This is a genomic window from Citrobacter telavivensis (assembly GCF_041807075.1).
In the GTDB taxonomy this organism is placed as follows: Bacteria; Pseudomonadota; Gammaproteobacteria; order Enterobacterales; family Enterobacteriaceae; genus Citrobacter_A; species Citrobacter_A telavivensis.
This window is the reverse complement of sequence record NZ_JBGUBF010000011.1, coordinates 1-25,076: the sequence shown is the minus strand read 5'-3', so window position 1 is coordinate 25,076 and position 25,076 is coordinate 1. Positions and strand designations below refer to the sequence as shown.

The window sequence follows — 25,076 nt, the reverse complement described above, 5'->3', positions numbered from 1 at the left end:
TAACTCATCCGACCACATAACAATAATTTTACATACTGGACAATCTTATGAGCTATCCGTCGCTGTTCGCCCCGCTTGATCTCGGCTTTACTCAGCTTAAAAACCGCGTACTGATGGGCTCAATGCACACCGGGCTGGAAGAGTATCCTGATGGTGCTGAACGACTGGCGGCCTTCTATGCCGAACGCGCCCGGCATGGCGTCGCGCTGATTGTCACCGGCGGTATTGCGCCTGCGCCGTCTGGCGTCACGATGGAGGGCGGCGCTACGCTCAACGATGCCCGGCAGGTGCCACATCACCGCATCATTACCGATGCCGTTCATAACGAAGGCGGGAAAATCGCGTTACAGATCCTGCACACCGGGCGCTACAGCTATCAGCCACAACTGGTGGCGCCTTCAGCGATTCAGGCCCCCATCAACCGGTTTACTCCGCACGCCCTGAGCCACGAAGAAATTCTGCAACTGATTGAGGACTTCGCCCACTGCGCTCAACTGGCGCGGGAAGCCGGTTACGACGGCGTCGAAATCATGGGTTCAGAAGGCTATTTGATTAACGAGTTTCTCACCCTGCGCACCAATCAGCGCGACGACGATTGGGGTGGCGATTACACCAACCGCATGCGCTTTGCCGTTGAGGTGGTACGCGCAGTCCGCCAGCGGGTGGGGAATGACTTTATTATTATCTACCGCCTGTCGATGCTCGACCTGGTGGAAAACGGCGGCACCTTTGCAGAAACCGTGCAACTGGCGCAGGCCGTCGAAACCGCAGGCGCGACCCTTATCAACACCGGAATTGGCTGGCATGAAGCGCGCATTCCCACCATCGCTACGCCGGTGCCGCGCGGTGCCTTTAGCTGGGTCACGCGTAAACTGAAAGGCCACGTTTCGCTGCCGCTGGTCACCACCAATCGCATTAACGATCCGCAGGTTGCCGATGAGATTCTGGCGCGCGGTGATGCCGACATGGTGTCGATGGCGCGCCCGTTCCTCGCGGATGCCGAGCTGTTATCGAAAGCCCAATCGGGGCGTGCCGATGAGATTAACACCTGCATCGGCTGTAATCAGGCGTGTCTGGATCAGATCTTCGTCGGTAAAGTGACCTCATGCCTGGTGAATCCACGCGCCTGTCACGAAACCAAAATGCCCATTGTTGCAGCCACCGCGCTTAAAAATCTGGCCGTCGTCGGTGCGGGTCCGGCGGGCCTCGCCTTTGCCATCAATGCGGCGGCACGTGGCCATCACGTCACCCTCTTTGATGCGCAGGGCGAAATCGGCGGACAGTTCAATATCGCCAAACAGATCCCCGGTAAAGAGGAGTTTTATGAAACGCTCCGCTATTATCGCCGGATGATCGACGTCACTGGCGTCACCCTGAAACTGAATCATTATGCGGTGGCAGACGATCTGCTGGCATTCGATGAGGTGATCCTCGCCAGCGGGATCGAGCCACGCAGGCCACCGATAGACGGCATTGATCATCCGAAAGTCTTAACCTATCTCGACGTGTTGCGCGACAAACCCCCGGTGGGGAGTCGGGTAGCCATCGTTGGCTGCGGAGGGATCGGCTTTGATACCGCAATGTACCTGAGCCAGCCCGGTGAACCGACCAGTCAGAGCATTGCCGATTTCTGTGTGGAATGGGGCATCGACACCAGCCTGCAACAGGCCGGTGGATTACGTCCGGAAGGCCCGCATCTGGCTCGCAGCCCGCGTCAGATAGTGATGCTCCAGCGTAAGGCCAGCAAACCCGGAGAGGGACTGGGGAAAACCACCGGCTGGATCCATCGCACTACGCTGCTTTCACGCGGCGTGAAGATGATCCCGGCAGTCAGCTATCAGAAGATCGACGACGCCGGTCTGCACGTGTTGATCGGTAACGAAGCACGAACGCTGGAGGTCGATAATGTCATTATTTGTGCCGGTCAGGAGCCACGCCGCGAACTGGCCGAACCGTTGCATGCGGCGGGAAAAACCGTGCACGTCATCGGCGGCTGTGATGTGGCGATGGAACTGGATGCTCGTCGGGCCATTGCCCAGGGCACCCGTCTGGCGCTGGGAATTTAATGTGCCTGATGGCGCTACGCTTATCAGGCCTACGCAATAGTAATATGTTGTAGGCCGGATAAGGCACAGCCGCCATCCGGCAATACGTTAGCGACGGCGGCCGACTTTCACCGCTTTGAGCACCACAAACTTATTGTTGGTGGCGACGGTGGTGCAGTTGCCGAAGATCTTCTTCAGCTTGTGGAAGTAGTCGAGATGGCGGTTGGCGACGATATACAGCTCGCCATTGATCTTCAGGCAACGACGGGCGTGGTGGAACATTTCCCAGGCAATGTTATCCGTCAGCGCATGCTTCTGATGGAACGGCGGATTGCACAGTACGGCATTAAAGCGGAAAGGCTCAACCCCGGACAGCGCGTTGTTAATCATAAACTCGCAGCGATCGATGGCCTCAGGGAGGTTGGTTTCCACATTCAGACGGCTGGAAGCGACCGCCATCGGAGATTCATCAACAAAGACCACGTTAGCCTGTGGATTTTTTTCCAGCAGCGTCAGGCCAATCACCCCGTTGCCGCAGCCGAGATCGACAATCTCCCCTTCCAGATTCTCTGGCAGGTTCTGCATAAAGAAGCGCGCACCAATATCCAGCCCGGTGCGGGAGAAAACGTTGGCATGGTTGTGGATGGTCCAGTCGGTGCCTTCCAGTTTCCAGCTCAGCGTCTCCGGCGCTTCGGCCAGCGCCGGTTCGTTGAAAGTGCAGTTGATGAGACGCGCCTTTTTCCACGCCAGCGTGGTGGTCGTTGGCCCCAGCACTTTCTCAAACAGCTCCAGCGTGGAGTTATGGATGTCACGCGCCTTCGCGCCAGCAATGATGCGGGTTTGCGGGGTCACCACTTTTCGCAGCGCACGCAGCTGTTGCTCAAGCAGCGCCAGCGTTTTTGGCACTTTGATGAGTACCACGCCCGGCGCCTGCGGATACTCCGCCGTGCTGTCGAGAAACTTGACGCTGGACTCCGCGATATCGTTATGGCGCAAATTTTCCCGCGTTGCCAGTTCGCTTAAATAAGAATCACCAATGCTGTACGGCGACTGCTCCGCCAGCGCACAGCTCAGCGCACCAAAGGTATCATTCAGGATCAGCACCGGGCCGCGAATCTCCGTATCGTCCAACTGTTGCAGCAGATACTCATCCGCCGCTTCCCACGCCAGCAGTGGGTTAACGTCGTCCGTTTCCGGGAAACGTTTTAGTGTCAGTGAACGGAAACCGTTGTCTGTGTGGCTCATCGGCCCTCCTGAATGGTAAAATTTCGGCGTATCCCTTAAAAGGGTGCGTGAGTATACAACAATTTTGTTAATTGGCGTGGACTGAGATGAACGAACTGAACTACCTCCAGGGCTACCCGGAGAACCTGCTTTCACAGGTGCGCACGCTGATTGCCGAACAGCGGCTGGGCACGGTGCTGGAAAAGCGCTATCCGGGAACGCATGATTTCGCGACGGATAAAGCGCTGTGGCAATACACCCAGGATCTGAAAAGTCAGTTTCTGCGTAATGCCCCGCCGATCAACAAAGTGATGTATGACAATAAGATCCACGTACTGAAAAATGCGCTTGGGCTGCACACGGCAGTCTCTCGCGTGCAGGGCGGCAAGCTAAAAGCGAAAGCCGAGATCCGCGTCGCCACCGTGTTTCGCAACGCGCCAGAACCCTTTTTACGGATGATCGTCGTACACGAACTGGCGCATCTGAAGGAAAAAGAGCACAACAAAGCGTTTTATCAGCTTTGCTGCCACATGGAACCACAGTATCACCAGTTGGAATTTGATACGCGCCTCTGGTTGACGCAGTTGTCGTTAAAGGAAACTGCGCAGTAGCGCACTGGCTTTGTCATAAAGGCGTGCTAAATTGACGAAAGAATCCCTTTATGGAGCCTGAAGGCATTTATGATACGTTTCGCAGTGATTGGCACAAACTGGATCACCCGTCAGTTTGTGGATGCCGCCCATGAGACCGGCAAATATAAATTAACCGCAGTTTATTCCCGCAGCCTCGAACAGGCGCAAACTTTCGCTAATGATTACCTCGTCGAGCATCTGTTTACCTCGCTGGATGCAATGGCGCAGAGCGATGCGATTGATGCGGTGTACATTGCCAGTCCGAACTCGCTGCACTTTCCCCAGACCCAACTGTTTCTGAGCCATAAAAAGCATGTGATCTGCGAAAAACCGCTGGCGTCGAATCTGACCGAAGCGGAAGCCGCTATCGCCTGTGCGCGGGAAAATCAGGTGGTGCTCTATGAAGCCTTTAAAACCGCCAGTCTGCCTAATTTCCTGCTACTACAGCAGTCGCTGCCGAAAGTCGGTAAGGTGCGCAAAGCGTTCCTCAATTACTGCCAGTACTCTTCGCGCTATCAGCGCTATCTCGACGGCGAAAACCCGAACACCTTTAACCCTGCCTTCTCCAACGGATCGATCATGGACATCGGTTTCTACTGTCTGGCCTCCGCCGTGGCGCTGTGGGGAGAACCACACAGCGTACAGGCCTGCGCCAGTTTGTTGGAAAGCGGCGTCGATGCCCATGGCGTCGTGGTGATGGACTACGGTGATTTCAGCGTCACTCTCCAGCATTCCAAAGTGAGCGACTCCATTATCGACAGCGAAATCCAGGGCGAAGCCGGATCGCTGGTGATCGAAAAAATCTCCGAATGCCAGAAGGTCTGCTTTGTTCCACGCGGCGGGAAAACCCAGGACCTTACCCAACCACAGCACATCAATACTATGCTGTATGAGGCACAGGCGTTTGCAGAACTGGTGGACGCCAATGAAGTGAATCATCCTGGATTGTCGAACAGTCGCATCACGGCAAAACTGCTGACCGAGATTCGTCGCCAGACCGACGTCATCTTCCCGGCAGATGACGTCAGCCGTGCGGCCACTGCGTAAAACATTGTAAAACAGATGTTACAGGCCATTGACGGAATGCGTGGCCTGTCATATTTTGTTACCTGCAAAGGGGAGTAACTTCATTGTCGGTCGATCGTCATTACGATGTGTGAGAAACCACATCCGGTCACCGGGCAACGAAAAAGGAATGCGTTAACGCATTCTTTTTTTGTTGTAAGTGAGACCTTGCCGGAAGGCGAGGTCTATGCATAAAAAAGCAGCGGCTGACGTCTTCCGACGTTGGCCTTTTTTATGCGTAAGGAATATTTATGAATACTGTCGGCACACCGTTGTTATGGGGCGGATTCGCTGTTGTTGTGGTGATTATGCTGGCTATCGACCTCTTTTTGCAGGGGCGTCGTGGCGTACATACGATGACCATGAAACAAGCGGCCGCCTGGTCCCTGGTCTGGGTTACGCTCTCGCTGTTGTTCAACGCGGCGTTCTGGTGGTACCTGGTACAAACCGAAGGCCGCGCCGTCGCCGATCCGCAGGCGCTGGCGTTCCTCACCGGTTATCTGATTGAAAAATCTCTCGCCGTCGATAACGTCTTTGTCTGGCTGATGCTGTTCAGCTACTTCTCGGTGCCGCCTGCACTGCAGCGTCGGGTACTGGTGTATGGCGTGTTGGGCGCAATCATCCTGCGTACGGTCATGATTTTTGCGGGTACATGGCTTATCACCCAGTTCGACTGGATCCTGTACCTGTTTGGCGCGTTCCTCCTGTTTACCGGGGTGAAGATGGCGCTGGCGAAAGAGGACGATTCCGGAATCGGCGACAAACCGCTGGTACGCTGGCTGCGCGGACATCTGCGTATGACCGATACCATCGAAAACGAACATTTCTTCGTGCGTAAAAATGGTCTGCTGTATGTCACGCCGCTGATGCTGGTGCTGATTCTGGTGGAACTGAGCGACGTTATTTTTGCGGTCGACAGTATTCCCGCCATCTTCGCCGTCACCACCGACCCGTTCATCGTGCTGACCTCAAACCTGTTCGCGATCCTCGGTCTGCGTGCAATGTACTTCCTGCTGTCAGGGGTTGCAGAGCGGTTCTCAATGCTGAAATACGGTCTGGCGGTGATCCTGGTATTTATCGGCATTAAGATGCTGATCGTCGACTTCTACCATATCCCGATTGCGATTTCGCTGGGCGTGGTATTTGGCATCCTGGTCGTGACGTTACTGATCAATGCCTGGGTCAACTATCAGCATGATAAGAAACAGCAGGCGTAATTCTGTCGAGCCGGGCGGCGCTAGCGCGTCCCCGGCCAATAGACAATCCGCTGTCTACATTTTGCAGAACATGTCACATCATTGTTAATGTTAAGTTATAAAATATGATCACAGCATAAAATCCAGCATATTTCGCTTCCAGAAGCTTTATCTTTCCTTATACTCAACCAGGCAAACACTTTGTTACATCCGGAAAGAGGCGTCCATAGAACGCGCAAAGGATGAGCAACAACACAATGAAAGGATGATGAAATGACTACGCAACGTTCTCCGGGGCTGCTGCAGCGTTTGGCTCAAGGAAGCCTGGTAAAACAAATTTTGGTCGGTCTCGTACTGGGGATCCTACTGGCATGGATTTCAAAACCGGCGGCTATTGCCGTGGGTTTGCTCGGCACACTGTTCGTCGGCGCGTTAAAAGCCGTTGCCCCGGTGCTGGTTCTGATGCTGGTGATGGCGTCTATCGCTAACCATCAGCACGGGCAAAAAACCAGCATTCGCCCGATTCTGTTTCTCTATCTGCTGGGGACATTTTCTGCCGCGCTTGCCGCGGTGGTCTTCAGTTTTGCCTTCCCTTCAACGCTGCATCTGACCACCAGCGCAAATGATATTGTGCCGCCGTCGGGCATCGTGGAAGTCCTGCGCGGTCTGCTGATGAGCATGGTCTCCAACCCTATTGATGCACTGCTGAATGCCAACTATATCGGCATCCTGGTGTGGGCGGTCGGCCTCGGTTTTGCCCTGCGTCACGGCAACGACACCACCAAAAATCTGGTCAATGACATGTCGGATGCCGTCACCTTTATGGTGAAACTGGTGATCCGTTTTGCACCGATCGGTATTTTTGGCCTGGTCTCTTCCACGCTGGCAACCACCGGTTTCGCTACGCTGTGGGGCTACGCGCAACTGCTGGTCGTGCTGGTAGGCTGTATGGCGCTGGTTGCGCTGGTCATCAACCCGCTGCTGGTGTTCTGGAAAATTCGTCGCAACCCGTATCCGCTGGTCTTTGCCTGCCTGCGTGAAAGCGGTGTCTACGCCTTCTTCACCCGCAGTTCTGCGGCGAATATTCCGGTGAATATGGCGCTGTGTGAAAAACTGAATCTGGATCGCGATACCTATTCCGTTTCTATCCCACTGGGCGCAACCATCAATATGGCGGGCGCGGCGATCACCATTACGGTGTTAACGCTGGCGGCGGTGAATACGTTGGGGATCCCGGTGGATCTGCCCACCGCGCTGCTGCTGAGCGTCGTCGCCTCTCTATGTGCCTGTGGCGCATCGGGCGTCGCGGGCGGTTCGCTGCTGCTGATACCGCTGGCGTGTAATATGTTTGGTATCCCTAACGATATCGCCATGCAGGTTGTTGCCGTTGGCTTTATCATCGGCGTGTTGCAGGATTCCTGTGAAACCGCGCTGAACTCGTCAACTGACGTCCTGTTTACCGCTGCGGCCTGTCAGGCTGAAGACGAACGTCTGGCAAATAATCCTCTGCGCAGCTAAGCGCCTGCCCCTTCCGTCATCTGGCGGAAGGGTTCTCTTCCTGCACGCTTTTCTCAATTTTGAACGGATCGATTCCCCGGCGTTTCATGCGCCAGAAGCGGATAATGTTCAGCCCGTTCATCACCAGAAAACTGCCTTCAATCAGCGTACCGCCAATCGATCCCAGCCAGAAGTTATGCACCACCCAGCAGGCTGTCGCACACCACATCACGCAGCGCACCGTTAATCCCTTACAGCGGAACAGCGCCCAGGTACTGGCGAGCGTACCGATGATGGGCAGAATTTCCATCGCGTGCTGTAGCTTCGCCAGCCCAAGCACCAGTGTGAGGATAATAAACAGCGCCATCACCCACAGTTTACGGGTGCGCATGGACACCAGGGTACGCACGGTGTTGAGTTCTGCGCTCATCCCGGCGGGCCAGGCGCCCATCAGAAAGAAGTGTACGCCTATTGTGGCGCTATAGACGGCAAGCTGGAGTCGGAAACGGCGCTCATCGCGGTTGAAAAACGTGGTAATGCCAATCAGAAACGCGAGTACACCTACGCCCTGAGCCAGCCAATACGCGGTCATGGGGGATCCTTGTCAGGAAATACAAAAACAAACGACGCTTCATCATATGAAACGTCGTTTTTAAAATCCAGACTCACGTGATTACCCGAAAGATTCCGTGCCACAGCAAGGCAAGACGGCCAGTTCGGTCATTCCCGCTGCGAGGCGAAAGATACTGGGTAATTACAATGTTACGCCGCTTTTAAAGATAGCCAGTTCGCGGAAATCATTGCGTTCGTTGCAGGTCTGCTTGCCGTTGGCAAAATCGACGATGGTATCAACGAACTCATTCAGCAGTTGCGGCATCGCTTTGCCGTGGATCAGTTGGCCAGCATCAAAGTCGATCCAGTGCTTTTTCTTCGCGGCCAGTTCGCTGTTGGTGGCGATTTTCACCGTCGGCACAAACCCGCCGTAAGGAGTACCGCGACCGGTGCTGAATAACACCATATGGCAACCGGCACCCGCCAGCACACTGGTAGCAACCGCATCATTACCCGGCGCGCTCAGCAGATTCAGTCCGTGAGTTTTCAGACGCTCGCCGTAGCGTAGTACGTCAACCACCTGACTGGAGCCCGCTTTCTGCGTGCAGCCCAGCGACTTATCTTCCAGCGTGGTGATCCCACCGGCTTTGTTACCCGGCGAGGGGTTCTCGTAAATCGGCTGGTTATGGGCAATAAAATACTGCTTGAAGTCATTGACCATGGTGACCAGTTTGCCGAACGTCTCTTCGTCACGACAGTGACTCATCAGCAGTTGCTCCGCTCCGAACATCTCCGGCACTTCGGTCAGAACGGTGGTACCGCCGTTGGCGATCATATAGTCAGAGAAACGGCCAAGCATCGGGTTTGCGGTGATCCCGGAAAGCCCGTCAGAACCGCCACACTCCAGACCAAACTTCAGCTCGCTCAGTTTCCCTGGCTCGCGCCTGTCGTGACGCATCACTTCGTAAAGCTGATGGAGGTGTTCAAGCCCGGCCTCCACTTCATCGTCCTGATGCTGACAAATCATAAAGTGCACGCGCTCAGGATCGAACTCGCCGAGCGTTTCGCGGAAGGCATCCACCTGGTTATTTTCACACCCCAGGCCAATCACCAGCACTGCGCCCGCATTCGGGTGACGGACCATGTTTTGCAGCATGGTACGGGTATTGATGTGATCGTCGCCAAGTTGCGAGCAGCCGTAGGTGTGGCTGAACAGGAAGACACCGTCGGTACCCTCGGCATCGTTGGTCTCTTTCAGGAAACGGTTCTGGATCTGGCGTGCAATCCCGTTGACGCAGCCAACGGTAGGCAGGATCCAGAGTTCGTTTCGTACCCCGACCTCCCCACTGGCGCGACGATAAATCTGCACGTCGCGATCCGCAGGTTGGGCAGGAAGATCCTGAAAATCAGGTTGATAGCTATACTCATCCAAATCGCTCAGATTGGTGCGAGTATTGTGGGCGTGAATATGTTCACCCGCCGCAATGTCCGCCAGAGCATGGCCGATAGGCTGGCCATACTTAATCACGTACGTTCCTTTCTTGATGTCACTCAAGGCAAATTTATGTCCGCGAGTGACATCCTGGCGAAGCGTTACGGTGTGGTTATCCACAGTGACTTCAGTTCCCTGCGCCAAATCAGCCAGCGCGACCGCAACGTTATCCTGCACATGGATTTTGATGTATTGCATATCAACCCCGGACCTTAGTTCAGTTCAATGGCGAAGTAATCACGCGCATTGTTAAAGCAAATATTTTTCACCATCTCACCCAGCAGTTGACTATCCGCCGGGGCTTCACCGGCCTGCACCCAGCGACCAATCATCTGGCACAGAATGCGGCGGAAGTACTCATGACGGGTGTACGAGAGGAAGCTGCGACTGTCGGTTAACATGCCGACAAAGCGGCTCAACAGACCCAGTTGCGCCAGTTGCGTCATCTGACGTTCCATACCGTCTTTCTGATCGTTGAACCACCAGCCGGAACCGAACTGCATTTTTCCTGGCATCCCTTCCCCCTGGAAGTTGCCGATCATCGTGCCCAACACTTCGTTATCGCGTGGGTTCAGGCAGTAAAGGATGGTTTTCGGCAACAGGTTCTCTTCATTCTGCTTGCTGAGCAGTTTTGACAGCTCTTCAGCCATCGGACGGTCGTTGATAGAGTCAAAACCCACATCCGGCCCCAGCAGTTTGAACTGACGCAGGTTGTTATTGCGCAGAGCACCGATGTGGTACTGCTGTACCCAACCACGACGTGCATATTCCGCGCCCAGGAACACCAGCACTGCGGTTTTGAACTGTGCCACTTCATGCTCGCTCAGCGTCTCGCCCGCCAGACGGCGTGCCAGAATACTATCCAGTTCCGCTTCGCTGGACTCGGCGAACAGCACCACGTCCAGCGCATGGTCGGAGACTTTACAACCGTGCGCAGCGAAGTGGTCAAGACGTTTGGTCAGCGCGCTTTGCAGATCGGTAAAGCGACGGATGTCGGTGTCAGAAACTTCACCCAGTTTTGCCATGTAATCGTTGAAGGTCGCCTGTTCAATATTGAAGGCTTTATCCGGACGCCAGCTCGGCAAGACTTTCACCGAGAAACTGCTGTCTTTTGCGACCGTTGCATGATGCTCCAGCGAATCAATTGGATCGTCAGTGGTACCAACCATTTTCACGTTCATCTGCTGCATGATACCGCGGGCGGAGAACGCATCCTGCGCCAGCAGTTCATTGCACTGATTCCAGATCTCGTCCGCCGTTGATGGAGAGAGCAATTTGCCGGTCACGCCAAACGGACGACGCAGTTCAAGGTGTGTCCAGTGGTATAACGGGTTGCCGATAGTATGCGGAACCGTCGCCGCCCACGCGTCAAACTTCTCGCGATCCGAGGCGTCGCCGGTACACAGGCGCTCAGCGACACCGTTGGTGCGCATGGCTCGCCATTTGTAATGGTCACCTTTCAGCCAGATGTCATACAGGTTATTGAATCGGTAGTCTTCGGCGATTTGCTGCGGCGGCAGATGGCAATGGTAATCGAAGATAGGCTGGTCTTTGGCGTAATCATGATACAGACGGCGGGCAAATTCAGTATCAAGTAGAAAATCTTCTGTCATAAACGGGGTCATTTTCGTCTTCCTCTCAACGAGTGCGTCTGATTGCTTATAGCGCGATGCTGACAAAGTTATCACACCAATTTCCATAGCCTGTAGATATTTTCGTGAGATAGATCAATAAATGCTGACAAATTATTTACCCTCAAAGAGGTAAACACCGTTCCAGGCCGCGCCAGCTCTGGTGTCGCCTAATCGAAATAATAACCATGCTAAGATTCACACTTTTGTGATGGCACTCACCTTTTAAAGTTGTATGACAAGTTATCTTTCTGCCGTCGCGATACATAAGCAGACGGAATGCAAAATTACCGATGATTCATCATCGGATTCACCGGTACGGAAACCGAATTAGCAAAATTTATTTATGGCAACGTTCGGGCGTACCGGCTTTTTTGGGTTACCCCGTCGTAAACAGCATCCTCTGCCCCAGGCAGGAAGATGACCGCGCTCCTTGCGGAAATAACAAAACGATGAGGTTTTACATGCGTAAAATTAAAGGGTTACGTTGGTACATGATTGCACTGGTGACGCTTGGCACCGTGCTGGGTTACCTGACGCGTAACACTGTGGCGGCAGCTGCGCCAACTCTGATGGAAGAGTTGCACATCTCCACCCAACAGTACTCCTATATCATCGCAGCCTATTCTGCTGCTTACACTGTCATGCAACCTGTTGCCGGCTATGTGCTGGACATACTGGGCACCAAAATAGGCTATGCGATGTTTGCCGTGCTATGGGCCGTTTTCTGTGGCGCAACCGCGCTGGCAGGAAGCTGGGGTGGCCTGGCGCTGGCGCGTGGCGCGGTCGGTGCGGCAGAAGCCGCGATGATCCCGGCGGGTCTGAAAGCCAGTTCCGAATGGTTCCCGGCGAAAGAGCGCTCCATTGCGGTCGGCTACTTTAACGTCGGCTCCTCTATCGGCGCGATGATTGCTCCACCGCTGGTTGTCTGGGCGATTGTGATGCACAGCTGGCAGATGGCTTTCATCATCTCTGGCGTCCTGAGCTTCATCTGGGCAATGTCCTGGCTTATCTTCTATAAGCACCCGCGTGACCAGAAAAAACTAACGGACGAAGAGCGCGACTACATTATTAATGGTCAGGAAGCGCAGCACAAAAACAGCACCCAAAAGAAAATGTCGCTCGTGCAGATCCTGCGTAACCGCCAGTTCTGGGGTATCGCCCTGCCGCGTTTCCTTGCTGAGCCAGCCTGGGGGACATTTAACGCCTGGATCCCGCTGTTCATGTTTAAAGTCTATGGCTTTAACCTGAAAGAAATTGCGATGTTCGCCTGGATGCCGATGCTGTTTGCCGACCTGGGTTGCATCGTGGGCGGTTACCTGCCGCCGCTGTTCCAGCGCTGGTTTGGCGTCAACCTGATTGTCTCACGTAAAATGGTCGTTACATTGGGCGCCGTGCTGATGATTGGCCCAGGGATGATCGGTCTTTTCACCAGCCCATACATTGCCATCATGCTGCTGTGTATTGGTGGTTTTGCTCACCAGGCACTGTCCGGGGCGCTGATTACACTCTCATCTGACGTCTTTGGTCGTAACGAAGTGGCAACGGCGAACGGTCTGACCGGGATGTCTGCCTGGCTGGCAAGCACGCTGTTTGCCCTGGTGGTCGGCGCGCTGGCGGACACCATCGGCTTCAGCCCGCTGTTTGCGGTCCTGGCCGTGTTCGACCTGCTCGGTGCGCTGGTTATCTGGACCGTGCTGCAAAATAAACCGGCCAGTGACGTAGATTCCGACACGCAGTTCGATAAACCGGCGGCGCAGAGTTAGCCTGCCGACGGATAACACGTAAGCAAACCAGGCCGCCTGCTGGCACTCGCAGGCGGCTTTTTCGTTTCTGCGTGTGGAGCCAACCTCGCGAAAGTGGTATAACAAATACAGTCTGCCGTATCATGCCTGGAGTGCATATGGAAATCACCGAACCACGACGTTTGTATCAACAACTTGCTGCTGATTTAAAAGAGCGCATCGAACAGGGCGTTTACCTGGTGGGTGATAAATTGCCTGCAGAGCGTTTTATTGCCGATGAAAAAAACGTCAGCCGTACCGTGGTTCGTGAAGCCATCATCATGCTGGAAGTCGAAGGATTTGTTGAAGTCCGTAAAGGTTCCGGGATTCACGTGATTTCTAATCAGCCGCGCCACCAGCAGGCCACTGACGAGTCGCTGGAGTTTGCCAACTACGGTCCTTTTGAATTGCTACAGGCGCGCCAGCTTATCGAAAGCAACATTGCGGAGTTTGCTGCCACGCAGGTCACCAAGCAGGACATCATGAAACTGATGGCAATCCAGGAACAGGCGCGCAACGAGAAATGTTTCCGCGACTCCGAATGGGATCTGCAATTCCACATTCAGGTGGCGTTAGCCACGCAGAACTCAGCGCTGGCCGCTATCGTGGAAAAAATGTGGACTCAGCGCAGTCACAACCCGTACTGGAAGAAACTGCACGAACACATTGATGCACGTACCGTGGATAACTGGTGTGACGACCACGATCAAATCCTTAAAGCGTTGATCCGTAAAGACCCGCATGCGGCAAAACTGGCGATGTGGCAGCATCTCGAAAACACAAAAATCATGCTGTTTAATGAAACCAGCGACGATTTTGAATTTAATGCCGACCGTTACCTGTTTGCCGAAAATCCGGTGGTTCATCTCGATACGGCGGCTAACGCAACAAAATAAAATTTCTTGATTCGACAGGCGCGCCGCTGCGCCTGTCAGTAAGCGAAAGGTATAAAGTGTCAGCCTGTGTAAATCCTCTCGCCACCCTCTCCTGCGATCAGCAGAATCACACTTCACGGACGTGTAATTTCTATAACGGACTACGTTGACCTTTGTTACAATTAGATGCAATTCGAATTTATGTTTGTTAGTGCTTGCTTAATTCACAACTTTTAACAGGGAATAGTTCAGGCCGCGGCTTTGCGCCGTCCGCACACCATGCAAAACATTAACAATGATGCGGCGTAGCAAACTTCTGAACCCGGCGTGACGTTAACCAATTCGACCTGGAATACTGAATGGAACTTTTGACTCAATTACTGCATGCCCTGTGGGCGCAGGATTTTGAAACACTGGCCAATCCTTCCATGATTGGCATGCTGTATTTTGTTTTATTTATGATTCTGTTTCTGGAGAACGGGTTGCTGCCAGCCGCCTTTTTGCCCGGCGACAGCCTGCTGGTTTTAGTGGGCGTTTTGATTGCTAAAGGCGCAATGGGCTTTCCGCAAACCATTTTGTTGCTGACCGCAGCGGCAAGCCTCGGTTGCTGGCTGAGCTATATTCAGGGCCGATGGCTGGGCAATACCCGCATCGTACAAAACTGGTTATCGCACCTGCCCGCCCACTATCACCAACGCGCCCACCATTTATTCCATAAGCATGGTCTTTCCGCCCTGCTTATTGGTCGTTTTATCGCGTTTGTTCGTACCTTGTTGCCTACCATCGCGGGTTTGTCCGGCCTGAATAATGCCCGTTTTCAATTTTTCAACTGGATGAGCGGGTTGCTGTGGGTGCTGATTTTAACCAGTCTGGGTTATCTGTTGGGTAAAACGCCGGTATTCCTGAAGTATGAAGATCAGTTAATGTCTTGCCTGATGCTGTTACCCGTGGTGCTGCTGGTTTTTGGCCTGGGTGGTTCGCTGGTCGTCCTGTGGAAAAAGAAATACGGGAATCGAGGGTAAGGGATGCTGAAACCGCGCATAACGCTTAAACAACTGGCCTGGAGTACCGCCTTTCTGCTGGCGATAAGCGCCACGCTGTTGGTCTGGTCTGCGATTCGTCAGCAAGAATCAACGCTTGCGATCCGTGCCGTTCACCAGGGAGCCAGCATGCCGGACGGTTTCTCGATCTGGCATCACCTCGACGCTAACGGTATTCGTTTCAAAAGTATTACACCGAAGAATGACACTCTGCTCATCACTTTCGATTCCAGCGCCCAGAGTGCCGCAGCCAAAGCGGTTCTCGACAAAACGCTGCCCAACGGCTACATCATTGCCCAACAGGATGATAACAATCAGGCCGTCCAGTGGTTGTCACGTTTACGAGAGCCCCCGCATCGGGTAGGGTAATCTCCAGGAATCCGAATCATATCACCCACTTTGGTGATTTCAGCGATTAATGTCTATGATTAATGAGGCGATGGGGTCACCCTGTCGCTTTATCACTGGATCATCGTTTCTGAATTCATGGGGACGAGTCACAATGGAAGGTTCAAGAATGAAATACCGCATCGCTTTCGCAATTTCCCTTTTCGCTCTCAGTGCCGGCAGCTATGCCAACACCCTCTGTCAGGAGAAAGAGCAGGATATTCAACGGGAAATCAGCTACGCCGAAAAGCACAATAACCAAAACCGTATCAATGGGTTGAAAAAAGCGCTCAGCGAAGTCAGGGCCAACTGTACTGACAGCAAGCTGCGTGCCGATCATCAGGAAAAAATTGCCGAACAGAAAGAAGAGATTGCCGAACGTCAGCGCGATCTCGCTGAAGCGAAGCAAAAAGGCGATGCGGACAAAATTGCCAAACGCGAGCGCAAGCTGGCGGAAGCCCGGGCTGAACTCAAAGAGCTTGAGGCTCGCGACTACTAAGCATCAGACCACTTACTCACCTGGAGAATACTATGTCGAAAGAAAACACATCGGAACATCTGCGCGCTGAGTTGAAATCCCTGGCCGATACGCTGGAAGAGGTGCTGAACTCCTCTGGGGATAAATCGAAAGAAGAGTTGAGTAAGATCCGCAGCAAAGCCGAGCGCGCGCTGAAAGAGAGCCGCTATCGCCTCGGTGAAACGGGCGATGCCATTGCCAAACAGACCCGTGAAGCCGCTGCGCGTGCTGACGACTATGTGCGCGAAAATCCGTGGACCGGCGTCGGGATTGGCGCGGCAGTGGGCGTCGTGCTGGGCGTTCTGCTGTCGCGTCGTTAATGATGGCGGATCCTCATCACGCACAAGGGCCCGGGAAAAGCGTTCTGGGTATCGGGCAGCGGATTGTCACTATCCTCGTTGAGATGGTGGAAACCCGGTTGCGTCTGGCAGTGGTCGAGCTGGAAGAAGAAAAGGCTAACCTCTTTCAGCTCCTGCTGATGCTGGGACTCACCATGCTCTTCGCTGCATTTGGTTTGATGAGCCTGATGGTGTTAATCATCTGGGCTGTCGACCCGCAGTATCGGCTCAATGCGATGATCGCCACCACGGTCGTTCTGCTGGCTCTGGCGCTGATTGGCGGAATATGGACGCTGCGCAAAGCGCGGCGCTCCACCTTGTTACGTCATACCCGCCATGAACTGGCGAATGACCGGCAATTGCTCGAGGAGGAGAGTCGTGAGCGGTAAAGGTGAACGTGCACAACGTAAGGCCCGGCTGCTTCGTGAGATCCAACAGCAACGGCTGGATCTTTCAGCCAGTCGTCGTGACTGGCTGGAAGCCACGGGCGCTTACGATCGCGGCTGGAACACGCTGCTGAGTCTGCGCTCGTGGGCGCTGGTTGGCAGCAGCGTGATGGCGGTCTGGACGATTCGCCACCCTAACCTGCTCGTGCGTTGGGCAAGGCGTGGGGTCGGCCTCTGGAGCGCATGGCGGCTGGTCAAAAAGACGCTGCGCTCGCCTGTCGCCTGATGGCGCTTCGCTTATCAGGCCTACGCACTCGACCTCTCCCTACTTCGCCTGATGGCGCTTCTCTTACCCGACTCTCGCACTCAATATGTAGGCCGGATAAGGCGTAGCCGCCATCCGGCTTACGCACTCGACCTCTCCCTACTTCGCCTGATGGCGCTTCTCTTATCCGACTCTCGCACTCAATATGTAGGCCAGATAAGGCGTAGCCGCCATCTGGCCTACGCACTCGACCTCTCCCTACTTCGCCTGATGGCGCTTCTCTTATCCGACTCTCGCACTCAATATGTAGGCCAGATAAGGCGTAGCCGCCATCTGGCCTACGCACTCGACCTCTCCCTACTTCGCCTGATGGCGCTTCTCTTATCCGACTCTCGCACTCAATATGTAGGCCGGATAAGGCGTAGCCGCCATCCGGCAACTGCAATATCGCGCCACTACAAAATCAAAATTTTTGAAGATTACTGACAGTTTTCCTTGCTAACAATTCTCATTCTTCACGCTTATGATTCTCTCCATCGACAGCAATGACGCGGAACACCGCGAAATTGCACTAAAAAACAAAATCAGCAGTTGTGTGGTTTCCTGGAGAGAAGAATGAAAAAATTAGAAGATGTTGGTGTACTGGTAGCGCGTATTCTGATGCCAATCCTGTTTATTACCGCAGGTTGGGGAAAAATCACCGGTTACGCCGGTACTCAACAGTATATGGAAGCGATGGGCGTTCCGGGATTCCTGCTGCCACTGACCATTTTGCTCGAGTTTGGCGGCGGTCTGGCGATTCTGTTCGGTTTCCTGACCCGTACCACCGCGCTGTTTACCGCAGGCTTCACGCTGCTGACCGCGTTTATCTTCCACAGTAACTTTGCTGAAGGCGTTAACTCGCTGATGTTCATGAAAAACCTGACCATCGCTGGCGGTTTCCTGCTGCTGGGTATTACCGGTCCGGGCGCATTCAGTATCGACCGCGTACTGAACAAAAAGTGGTAAACGCTCTATAATGAATGAAAAGAACGAGGGGATTTTCTCCTCGTTTTTGCTATCTGAGGGAAAGAAATCATGGGACAACTGATCGACGGCGTCTGGCATGACACCTGGTATGATACCAAATCCACCGGGGGAAAATTTCAACGTTCTGTATCGGCATTCCGTAACTGGCTCACCGCGGATGGCGCGCCTGGTCCTTCCGGCGAAGGCGGTTTTGCTGCGGAAAAAGATCGCTATCACCTGTATGTTTCACTCGCCTGTCCATGGGCGCACCGTACGTTAATCCTGCGTAAGCTCAAGGGACTGGAGCCGTTTATCTCGGTCTCGGTGGTGAATCCATTGATGCTGGAAAACGGCTGGACTTTTGACGATGATTTCCCGGCGGCCACGGGTGATACCTTATATCAGCACGAATTTCTGTATCAGCTTTACCTGCACGCCGATCCCCATTACAGCGGTCGCGTGACCGTGCCAGTGCTGTGGGATAAAAAGAACCATACAATTGTCAGCAATGAATCCGCTGAAATTATTCGCATGTTCAATACGGCGTTTGATGCGCTGGGCGCAAAAGCCGGGGACTACTATCCCCCTGAACTGCGCAATAAAATCGACGAACTGAACAGCTGGATTTATGACAACGTTAACAATGGCGTCTATAAAGCGGGTTTTGCCACCAGCCAGCAAGCCTATGACGATGCCGTAGAAAACGTCTTTACCGCGCTGGCGCGACTGGAGCAGATCCTCGGTCAGCATCGCTATCTGACGGGCAATCGGCTCACAGAGGCGGATATTCGCTTGTGGACAACGCTCGTCCGCTTTGATCCGGTTTACGTCACGCATTTCAAATGCGACAAGCATCGCATTAGCGACTATCTCAACCTGTACGGTTTCCTGCGCGATATTTACCAGTTGCCGGGCATCGCGGAAACGGTCAATTTTGACCATATTCGCAACCACTATTTCCGCAGCCATAAGACCATTAATCCGACGGGCATTATTTCCATTGGCCCGTGGCAGGATCTCAACGAACCACACGGGCGTGACGGCCGTTTCGCTGAGTGAATCCAGGTACCCTTCAGGGTGCCTTATTAATTCATTATTCAAATATTTACCATCTAATCATTCGCAACTACTCTTATTTTGATTGCTTTTAAAACAAGTGATTGTCATAAAGTTGAGGCGAAAATGGACTGGTATATAAACGTTTTACGCAATTATGTCGGTTTCGGCGGTCGGGCCCGCCGCAAAGAGTTCTGGATGTTTATTCTGGTCAACATCATCTTCGCGTTCGTACTGGGCGTTCTGGATAAGATGTTTGGCTGGCAGCGAGCCGGAGGAGAAGGGGTACTGACGACGATTTACGCGATCCTCGTCTTTTTACCCAGTTGGGCCGTTCAGTTCCGGCGTCTGCACGATACCGATCGAACCGCCTGGTGGCTGTTATTGTTAGTGATTCCTGTCATCGGCTGGCTGGTGATCATCATCTTTAGCTGTCAGGACGGCACGCCCGGCGAAAACCGCTTCGGACCTGACCCTAAACAAAACGACATGCGTTGAGTGGCTTCGGGGCAATCGGTTTGCCCCGAATATGATAATCCTGAAGAAAAGCGTCGTTTATTTCCTGGCAAACAGTTTTGGAATTTCACGCAGACACCAGGCTTTAGCTTCACCCATACTGTCTCGCCGCCAGGCCATAATGATGTCAATCTCGCTGGTCGATTCCGGACTGACCACGCGCAGTCGCCCTTCGGCAATATCCTGTTCCACCAGCGGATAAGGCATCGTCGCCACCCCTAATCCTGCCAGCAACGCCTGACGCTTATCTTCGATGGTACTGACGGTGAGACGCGCTTGTTTATCCAACAGTTGTACCGTTAATACCGGACGTTCACGCGCGGTATCCGCGACCGCGACGCCGCGATACTTCACGCGCGTTACTTCCGACAGCGGTTCCGGCTCCTGATGAATCGGGTGATCCGGTGCGGCAACATAGACGTTCATCAGGGTATAAAGCTTGCGGGAGTTAATTTCAGACGACGAGCGAAAGTGCATGTCCGGAGCCACCACGATATCCGCCCTGCCCTGTTCCAGCCGCTCCCATGCCCCTGCCAGCACTTCGGTGATCACCGAAAGCTGCGTATTGGCTTTGAGGGCCAGTTTATCGATGAGCGGGAAAAAGGCCGGGGTTGGCACCAGCGCCTCGGTCACAATCGTCAGATGCGTCTCCCACCCTCGCGCCAGCGCCTCAGCGTCCGTGGTGAGCTTATCAGCCGCCTCCAGCAGCACGCGCCCTCTTTCCAGCAGCATGCGCCCAACGTTAGTAAATTTTGTACGATGTCCGGAGCGGTCAAACAGCACGACATCCAACTCGTCTTCCAGCTTCTGCATGGTGTAGCTGAGCGCAGACGGCACGCGTCCCAGTTCATCTGCCGCTGCAGCAAAGCTACCGCGGCGATCTATCGCGTCCATTACGCGTAATGCCTCAAGCGTTAATGCCCTTTCTTTGGCCATATCGTTCTCATTCAGGAAATTTGAACATACCGGGCAGAATATCTGGCTAACAATGCAGCGTCCAGCCCCTTAACATAAAAGGAAGTAAAGAGAGGTCAAGAACTATGATTACTACCCGAACAGCCAAACAATGCGGACAAGCAGACTACGGATGGCTGCAGGCCCGTTACACCTTCTCCTTTGGACACTATTTCGACCCGAAATTGCTGGGCTACGCGTCGCTGCGCGTGCTCAATCAGGAAGTGCTGGCGCCCGGCGCGTCTTTCCAGCCGCGCACCTGGCCAAAGGTGGACGTGCTCAATCTGATTCTCGAGGGCGTTGCTGAGTACCGTGACAGTGAAGGCAACCATGTGCAGGCCCAGGCGGGTGAAGCATTACTGCTCGCGGCCCAGCCAGGCATCAGCTACAGCGAGCATAATGTCAGCAAAGACAAGCCGCTTACGCGTATGCAGCTGTGGCTCGACGCCTGTCCTGAGCGCGAGAATGCCCTAGTGCAAAAGATGAAACTGACAAAGGCTAAACAGCAGTTGATCGCGTCACCCGACGGCGAGAACGGTAGCCTGCAGCTGCGCCAGCAGGCGTGGGTACACCAGATCGAGCTGAATCAGGGCGAGTCGCTGAGTTTTCAGCTCCACGGCCCGCGCGCCTACCTGCAGTCGATTCACGGCACCTTTCACGCCGTTACTCACGATGAAGTGCGCGAAGCGCTGACCTGTGGCGACGGCGCCTTTATTCGTGATGAAGATAACATAACGCTCGTTGCCGATACGCCGTTGCGGGCTTTGCTGATAGATTTGCCGGTGTAATGGGTAATGGAGTTACGTATGAGTAAGAAAGCGAAAAAACAGGCCCCGACCGTCAAATCCGACGTTGCACAGACGCCTCCCGCCCCTCGTGCTTTTGGCTACGAGGAAATGTTGACCGAGCTGGAAGCGATTGTTTCCGATGCCGAAGTTCGGTTAGCTGAAGAGGACGAAATCGCCTGAGGCCCGTTGCCGGATGACGGCGCAAGCGCCTTATCCGGCCTACAAACGTGTTTTACCGTAGGCCCGATAAGCGAAGCGCCATCGGGCACTCAAACATCCGGTTAATGCGCTTTACGCGCCATGATCTCGATAATCTGTTTGTCCGTCTGCTGCATTGAATGACATGCCAGCGCGCACAGGTTAGCAATAGACTGTTCCACGTTGTGCGCCACAATCCCCTCGTTACCCGTGACCGCCGTATTGTCCAGCGCCATCAGCACCGCCTTCCACGCCGCAGAGGCACTGGTAGAGACTTTCATCGCGCAACTGTTGGATGCCCCATCGCAAATCATTCCACTTACATCGCCAATCATGCTGCTGATCGCCATCGAAATCGTGCTGTAGCGTCCTTCATCGACCAGCCAGGCCATCCCTGCCGCAGCGCCCATCGCGGCGGTTGTTGCCGCACACAGCGCCGACAGACGCGGGAGCTGATGGTGTATATAGATAGCACTCAGATGAGAAAGCATCAGCGCACGCGCCAGTTTCTCGTCGTCCGCGCCAAAGTGCTCGGCGACAACCATCACCGGTACCGTGGCGGTGATCCCCTGATTGCCTGAGCCGGAGTTGCTCATGGCAGGCAGCGTCGCCCCGCCCATGCGCGCATCTGACGCCGCGCTGGTTCGAATGAGGATCGCCGTCGAGAGATCGTTTGCCAACAGACCGCGCGCGCACTGCTTTTCCATCGTCGCGCCAATGTGCAGTCCCCAGTTTCCCCGCAGCCCTTCCTGCGACAACGCGCCGTTGAGTCTGGCGGCGTCGAGAATAAAACGGATGGCGTCAAACGGCACTGTATTCACAAACGCCAGAATCTCTTCCAGCGAGGTCTCAGAAAGCACCGCTAACGGTGATTCCTGCGCCTCGCTGTTGGCATTCGCTTGTTGAGAAAACTTCACGCCGGTGTGGGTTTCGATACGCACAATATGGGTATGACCGCCAACAATAGTGACGCACGCCCAGCCGTCCTGGCTATAGACCTTCGCCCGGGAAAACAGGATGTCGTCACAGGGCTGCTGCAACATCACCGATACCTTGCCGGCTTTCAGCATCGCCTTCGCATCGTCAATCGCCTGTGCAGAGGCATCTTTCAACACCTCCAGTCCGGCGCTGGGGTCTCCCCCCAGCGCCCCCAGCGCAGCGGCAATGGGCAGCCCAACCATGCCGGTTCCCGGCACCGTCACCCCCAATCCGTTTTTCATCAGATTGGGCGAGACCCAGGCATCGATTCGCTCCACCGCACCATTCAGTTCAGAGGCCGCCACCGCCGCAGCCAGCGCAAGGGAAACGGGTTCCGTACAGCCCAGCGCCGGTTTCACCTCCTCCTGTACTGCGCGGATGAAACGCGACCACAACGGATTTTTTATCGTCTCAGACATAACAACAACCTTCAGGATAAATCAGGAAAAAGCCAGGAACGGAGATACGCACAGCAGCAAACCGGTGACGATAATCAGATACAGCGACGCCCCTTTGTATTTGTGCAATGCAGGCACTTTGTAGACCAGCCAGGCGGGGATCAAACATCCCACCATGCCGAAAATAGGGCTACAAATCGACGTAAAACTCAGAACCGGCGCGTTAAGCACAATAGCGCTCCAGGCCAGTAAAATGGCAAACAGCATGATGCCGCGCTGCACCAGCGTTTCATTAATCTTCTCAGCGGGCAGTTTGCGGCGCAGGATGTTCATCGCAATCCCCTGCGTGGCTTCGCGGAAACCTAAGTAGACGCCAAAGAACGCAGTCATCACGGCGAAAATGTTCAGGATGACACTCACGACTTTCACCCAACCGGCGCCTGCGCCGCTGATGAACTGTGCGGCAATCGCCAGAGCGGAAATATTCTGCTCATAGGCTTTAACCGCTTCATCGTGTCCCATTGCCAGCGTAAAGGAGACGGCGTAGAAGAAGACGGTGACAAACAAAATGCCGAAGGCAATGTTCATGGCACGTAGCGCTTTATGACGTGCTACCTCGACGGATTTCTCACGGGAGCGGTAGGAGATCACCATCGGGCTCAGGGTCTGGATAAACAGGATCGACGTCAGGGTAAACGGCAGCGTGATAATCGCGTTCTTCACCAGCAATCCCATCGGTGGCAATGCGCCAATATTGTACAGATGCCACATGCCAACCATCGACACACCCAGTGCCGCCACGACCAGCAGTTTGGTCAGCACCATACCGGTAGAGATTTTGAACAGCAGTTTCTCACCGCGCGAGGAGATAGCAACGAGAATGCAGATCAGCACCAGGCCATAGAAGGGATTATCGGACAGAAGCCCTTCTGTCACGCCAAAGGTATGCAGATAGGAAGCGCTGTCGTTGGTGATGGCCGTGGAATAGACGAACATCCAGATGACCAGCATCACGAAGTACAGCGCGCCTAACAGGATGCCCCAGTTTTTCCCCAGATACCCGCTGATGACGCTGGGATAGTCTTTACATTCCGGGGATTCCGCCAGCGTATTGATAAACAAACGCTGAAACAGATACATGGCGGGATAACCAATAATCGATGAGAGCAAGAAGACCCACAGTCCCATCAAACCGACCTGAACCGGGAGAAAAACAATCCCCGCGCCAATCGCCATCCCGATACTCATAATTACCCAACCGGTGTCGGTGCTGTCGAATTTAATCGCTTCCCGCCACTCACTCTCTGTCATGCCAGCCCGGCGCGCTGGGGCGCTGGCGTCGAGAATGACACTACTGTTCGTTGCCGTTTCCATAAAACTCTCGCTCATTATGTAGGGTACATTTTTATTTTTTGTCGTGCCGCATCAAGGCGATACGCGGTACGGGATATGCAGGCGAGTCATTAGAATGGAAAAAAGCATACGCTCAGATTCAGAGAAAAACGTCACAAAATAACCCTGATATTTTCGATAAGTTAAGAAATATTTTCTCTTAAAAGGCACCACTATGTTATTTTTTTCTAATATTGAAGAAGATTACAACAAAAAAGCACAACAAAGTGTGCTTTTAGATGACTGACAATGGATGAAATGCCCGATGGCGCAAGCTTATCGGGCCTACGAACGATGAACCTGTAGGCCGGATAAGGCGACAGCCATCATCCGGCAAAAACAACTAAATGCCCGATGGCGCAGGCTTATCGGGCCTACGAACGATGAACCTGTAGGCCCGATAAGGCGACAGCCGTCATCCGGCAAAAACAACTAAATGCCCGATGGCGCAAGCTTATCGGGCCTACAAACGGTGAACGTGTAGGCCCGATAAGGCGACAGCCATCATCCGGCAAAAACAACTAAATACCCGATGGCGCAAGCTTATCGGGCCTACAAACGATGAACGTGTAGGCCCGATAAGGCGACAGCCGTCATCCGGCAAAAACAACTAAATGCCCGATGGCGCAGGCTTATCCGGCCTACAAACGGTGAACGTGTAGGCCGGATAAGGCGACAGCCGTCATCCGGCAAAAACAACTAAATGCCCGATGGCGCAAGCTTATCGGGCCTACGAACGATGAACGTGTAGGCCCGATAAGGCGACAGCCGTCATCCGGCAAAAACAACTAAATGCCCGATGGCGCAGGCTTATCCGGCCTACAAACGGTGAACGTGTAGGCCGGATAAGGCGACAGCCGTC

At 54.1% G+C, this 25,076-nt stretch carries 25 protein-coding genes; 18 read left to right on the top strand and 7 right to left on the bottom strand.

From position 1 onward, the window contains the following. Positions 1–47: 47 nt before the first annotated feature. The gene (locus ACERJC_RS23620; protein WP_373672596.1) at positions 48–2,066 is read left to right on the top strand and encodes an oxidoreductase; all 2,019 of its coding nucleotides are present in this window, start codon (positions 48–50) and stop codon (positions 2,064–2,066) included. Positions 2,067–2,153: 87 nt separating this feature from the next. On the opposite strand, the gene rlmG is transcribed toward ACERJC_RS23620, so the two are convergent. Continuing rightward, on the bottom strand, positions 2,154–3,290 hold the full coding sequence (gene rlmG / locus ACERJC_RS23615) for a 23S rRNA (guanine(1835)-N(2))-methyltransferase RlmG (RefSeq protein WP_152406082.1): 1,137 nt from the start codon (positions 3,288–3,290) through the stop codon (positions 2,154–2,156). A gap of 86 nt (positions 3,291–3,376) precedes the next feature. Between rlmG and ACERJC_RS23610 the strand changes: the two genes are divergently transcribed. From ACERJC_RS23610 to sstT, 4 genes are all read left to right on the top strand, one after another. After that, a complete protein-coding gene (locus ACERJC_RS23610) occupies positions 3,377–3,880 on the top strand; it encodes a M48 metallopeptidase family protein (protein WP_152406083.1) in 504 nt (167 codons plus the stop codon). 69 nt (positions 3,881–3,949) lie between these two features. After that, the gene (locus ACERJC_RS23605) at positions 3,950–4,948 is read left to right on the top strand and encodes a Gfo/Idh/MocA family protein (RefSeq protein WP_373672595.1); all 999 of its coding nucleotides are present in this window, start codon (positions 3,950–3,952) and stop codon (positions 4,946–4,948) included. A gap of 269 nt (positions 4,949–5,217) precedes the next feature. Beyond that, entirely contained in the window at positions 5,218–6,183 is a 966-nt protein-coding gene (locus ACERJC_RS23600; protein ID WP_152406085.1) for a TerC family protein, read from the top strand. 252 nt (positions 6,184–6,435) lie between these two features. Beyond that, on the top strand, positions 6,436–7,680 hold the full coding sequence (gene sstT / locus ACERJC_RS23595; RefSeq protein ID WP_286631638.1) for a serine/threonine transporter SstT: 1,245 nt from the start codon (positions 6,436–6,438) through the stop codon (positions 7,678–7,680). A 16-nt stretch (positions 7,681–7,696) separates the two neighbouring features. On the opposite strand, the gene ACERJC_RS23590 is transcribed toward sstT, so the two are convergent. From ACERJC_RS23590 to uxaC, 3 genes are all read right to left on the bottom strand, one after another. Beyond that, positions 7,697–8,251: a YgjV family protein gene (locus ACERJC_RS23590; protein WP_061076238.1), complete on the bottom strand. Its 555-nt coding sequence runs from the start codon at positions 8,249–8,251 to the stop codon at positions 7,697–7,699. A gap of 162 nt (positions 8,252–8,413) precedes the next feature. Further along, entirely contained in the window at positions 8,414–9,901 is a 1,488-nt protein-coding gene (locus ACERJC_RS23585; protein WP_373672594.1) for a UxaA family hydrolase, read from the bottom strand. A gap of 14 nt (positions 9,902–9,915) precedes the next feature. After that, positions 9,916–11,328 (bottom strand): glucuronate isomerase, encoded by a 1,413-nt coding sequence (gene uxaC, locus ACERJC_RS23580; RefSeq protein WP_178827502.1) that lies wholly within the window; start codon positions 11,326–11,328, stop codon positions 9,916–9,918. 470 nt (positions 11,329–11,798) lie between these two features. On the opposite strand from uxaC, the gene exuT reads away from it, so the two are divergent. The 11 genes from exuT (at position 11,799) to ACERJC_RS23525 (ending at position 19,488) form a co-directional block, all read left to right on the top strand. Beyond that, complete coding sequence (exuT, locus tag ACERJC_RS23575; RefSeq protein ID WP_373672593.1) at positions 11,799–13,100, top strand: hexuronate transporter ExuT; 1,302 nt, start codon at positions 11,799–11,801, stop codon at positions 13,098–13,100. A 137-nt stretch (positions 13,101–13,237) separates the two neighbouring features. Further along, positions 13,238–14,014 carry a transcriptional regulator ExuR gene (gene exuR / locus ACERJC_RS23570; protein ID WP_061076235.1) on the top strand — a complete coding sequence of 259 codons (777 nt, stop codon included), beginning with the start codon at positions 13,238–13,240 and terminating at the stop codon, positions 14,012–14,014. A 338-nt stretch (positions 14,015–14,352) separates the two neighbouring features. Next, entirely contained in the window at positions 14,353–15,015 is a 663-nt protein-coding gene (gene yqjA / locus ACERJC_RS23565) for a DedA family general envelope maintenance protein YqjA (RefSeq protein WP_042998225.1), read from the top strand. 3 nt (positions 15,016–15,018) lie between these two features. After that, complete coding sequence (mzrA, locus tag ACERJC_RS23560) at positions 15,019–15,402, top strand: EnvZ/OmpR regulon moderator MzrA (RefSeq protein WP_152406090.1); 384 nt, start codon at positions 15,019–15,021, stop codon at positions 15,400–15,402. A gap of 148 nt (positions 15,403–15,550) precedes the next feature. Then, positions 15,551–15,919 (top strand): DUF1090 domain-containing protein, encoded by a 369-nt coding sequence (locus tag ACERJC_RS23555; RefSeq protein ID WP_152406091.1) that lies wholly within the window; start codon positions 15,551–15,553, stop codon positions 15,917–15,919. 32 nt (positions 15,920–15,951) lie between these two features. Beyond that, positions 15,952–16,257, top strand: coding sequence for an ElaB/YgaM/YqjD family protein (locus ACERJC_RS23550; RefSeq protein WP_042325238.1), 306 nt, complete (start codon positions 15,952–15,954; stop codon positions 16,255–16,257). Between the two features lie 2 nt (positions 16,258–16,259). Beyond that, positions 16,260–16,664: a phage holin family protein gene (locus tag ACERJC_RS23545; protein ID WP_042325334.1), complete on the top strand. Its 405-nt coding sequence runs from the start codon at positions 16,260–16,262 to the stop codon at positions 16,662–16,664. Further along, positions 16,654–16,947 carry a YqjK-like family protein gene (locus ACERJC_RS23540; RefSeq protein ID WP_152406092.1) on the top strand — a complete coding sequence of 98 codons (294 nt, stop codon included), beginning with the start codon at positions 16,654–16,656 and terminating at the stop codon, positions 16,945–16,947. The genes ACERJC_RS23545 and ACERJC_RS23540 overlap by 11 nt, the downstream gene beginning before the upstream one ends. A 594-nt stretch (positions 16,948–17,541) precedes the next feature. Further along, a complete protein-coding gene (locus tag ACERJC_RS23535; protein WP_040073926.1) occupies positions 17,542–17,934 on the top strand; it encodes a DoxX family protein in 393 nt (130 codons plus the stop codon). A gap of 69 nt (positions 17,935–18,003) precedes the next feature. Then, positions 18,004–18,993 carry a glutathione S-transferase family protein gene (locus tag ACERJC_RS23530; protein ID WP_373672591.1) on the top strand — a complete coding sequence of 330 codons (990 nt, stop codon included), beginning with the start codon at positions 18,004–18,006 and terminating at the stop codon, positions 18,991–18,993. Between the two features lie 123 nt (positions 18,994–19,116). Then, positions 19,117–19,488 (top strand): DUF805 domain-containing protein, encoded by a 372-nt coding sequence (locus tag ACERJC_RS23525; protein WP_286631641.1) that lies wholly within the window; start codon positions 19,117–19,119, stop codon positions 19,486–19,488. A gap of 57 nt (positions 19,489–19,545) precedes the next feature. Here ACERJC_RS23525 and yhaJ read toward each other — a convergent pair whose 3' ends face one another. After that, the gene (gene yhaJ, locus ACERJC_RS23520) at positions 19,546–20,442 is read right to left on the bottom strand and encodes a DNA-binding transcriptional regulator YhaJ (protein ID WP_373672590.1); all 897 of its coding nucleotides are present in this window, start codon (positions 20,440–20,442) and stop codon (positions 19,546–19,548) included. A 104-nt stretch (positions 20,443–20,546) separates the two neighbouring features. On the opposite strand from yhaJ, the gene ACERJC_RS23515 reads away from it, so the two are divergent. Both ACERJC_RS23515 and ACERJC_RS23510 read left to right on the top strand, forming a co-directional pair. After that, on the top strand, positions 20,547–21,248 hold the full coding sequence (locus tag ACERJC_RS23515) for a pirin family protein (protein WP_373672589.1): 702 nt from the start codon (positions 20,547–20,549) through the stop codon (positions 21,246–21,248). 18 nt (positions 21,249–21,266) lie between these two features. Further along, the gene (locus ACERJC_RS23510) at positions 21,267–21,428 is read left to right on the top strand and encodes a protein YhaL (protein WP_042325225.1); all 162 of its coding nucleotides are present in this window, start codon (positions 21,267–21,269) and stop codon (positions 21,426–21,428) included. Between the two features lie 101 nt (positions 21,429–21,529). Here ACERJC_RS23510 and ACERJC_RS23505 read toward each other — a convergent pair whose 3' ends face one another. Both ACERJC_RS23505 and ACERJC_RS23500 read right to left on the bottom strand, forming a co-directional pair. Continuing rightward, entirely contained in the window at positions 21,530–22,843 is a 1,314-nt protein-coding gene (locus ACERJC_RS23505; protein WP_373672588.1) for an L-cysteine desulfidase family protein, read from the bottom strand. 21 nt (positions 22,844–22,864) lie between these two features. Next, complete coding sequence (locus ACERJC_RS23500; protein ID WP_152406097.1) at positions 22,865–24,196, bottom strand: SLC5/6 family protein; 1,332 nt, start codon at positions 24,194–24,196, stop codon at positions 22,865–22,867. Between the last annotated feature and the right edge of the window lie 880 nt (positions 24,197–25,076).